Consider the following 1301-nt stretch of genomic DNA (forward strand, 5'->3'; position numbering starts at 1 on the left):
CCACTGCTCCGGCCGCCGTACCCGCCGCCGGGCCCGGCCCCGTACCGTCCGCGCCACCTGGGCCCGCCGAGCCCGGCCCGGTACCGTCCGCGCCGCCCATGCCCGGGTCACCGATGCCCGCGTCGTCCGCCCCGCCGGCCGTCCCGGGCGGGCAGCCGGTCGGGATGTCGCCGGCCGGCGCGTCACCGTCGTACGGCCCGCCGGTCGTCCCCGGCGCGTCACCGTCGTACGGCCCGCCGGTCGTCCCCGGTGCGTCGCCCGTAGCAGCCCGCCCGGCCACCGGCCGCAGCCGACTGGCCGTTGGTGCGTTCGTGCTCGCCATCGTGCTGGCACTGGTCGCGGGCGTGCAGGCGTACCAGATCAGCCGGCTGTCGGACCGGCTCGGCGCCACCGACCGGGCGCTCGCCGAGGCGCAGGACGCCGACCGTGCCCGGCTCGACGGTCTGACCGGTCGTACCGACGCGCTGGAGAAGCAGGCCGGCAACGTCTTCAACCCGGAGGCGATCGCCACCGCCGTCCTGCCCAGCGTGTTCCGGGTGCGGGCCGGCCAGTCGACCGGTACCGCGTTCGCGATCGGCAAGCCGGCCACCAACGGCGGCACGAACCTGTTCACCAATTTCCACGTCGTCGACGCGGTCTGGGAGTCCGGCGAACGCCAGGTCTTCCTGGAGCGTACCGACCAGCGTTTCCCCGCGACGATCATCAAGGTCGACAAGGAGAACGACGTCGCCCACCTCCAGACCGACGGCAAGTTCGCCGGGCTGGTCGCGGCGCCGGAAGCGGTCAAGTCCGGTCAGCAGATCGTGGTCGTCGGCGCCCCGTTGGGGCTGGAGGACAGCGTCTCCTCCGGCGTGGTGAGCGCGTTCCGCAAGTCCGACGACGGTTCCGGCACGGTCATCCAGTTCGACGCGCCGATCAACCCCGGCAACTCCGGTGGTCCGGTGATCAACGGCAGCAAGGAGGTGGTGGGGATCGCCACCGCGAAGGCCCGCGACGCCGAGGGGATCGGTCTGGCCGTACCGATCAAGACCGCCTGCGACAGCTTCCGGATCTGCTGACCGGACGGTGCCCGACCGAACTCGGCTGCACCGTTGTTGACCGCGGCTGACGCCGCACCGCGACCCCTGTCGGAGACGTTCCGCAGGGCCACGTCGATGGAGGAAACACCGCATGTCCTACCCTCCCACCGGCCCGGACGGCTCGCCGTCGTACCCGCAGGGCGGCGCTCCCGGCTACCCGGGGCAGCCCGGCGGTGGTCAGCCCGGCAGCCCGGGTACCTACGGGTCCCCCCAGACGCCCCC

At 73.5% G+C, this 1301-nt stretch carries 1 protein-coding gene; it reads left to right on the forward strand.

Annotated features, from left to right (window positions below):
- Positions 1-1058, forward strand: a 1058-nt coding sequence (locus GSF22_RS33615) for a trypsin-like peptidase domain-containing protein (protein WP_244454607.1), incomplete at its 5' end; no start/stop codon positions are given.
- Positions 1059-1301 lie beyond the last annotated feature (243 nt).

It is taken from the genome of Micromonospora echinofusca (assembly GCF_017614955.1).
In the GTDB taxonomy this organism is placed as follows: Bacteria; Actinomycetota; Actinomycetes; order Mycobacteriales; family Micromonosporaceae; genus Micromonospora; species Micromonospora echinofusca_A.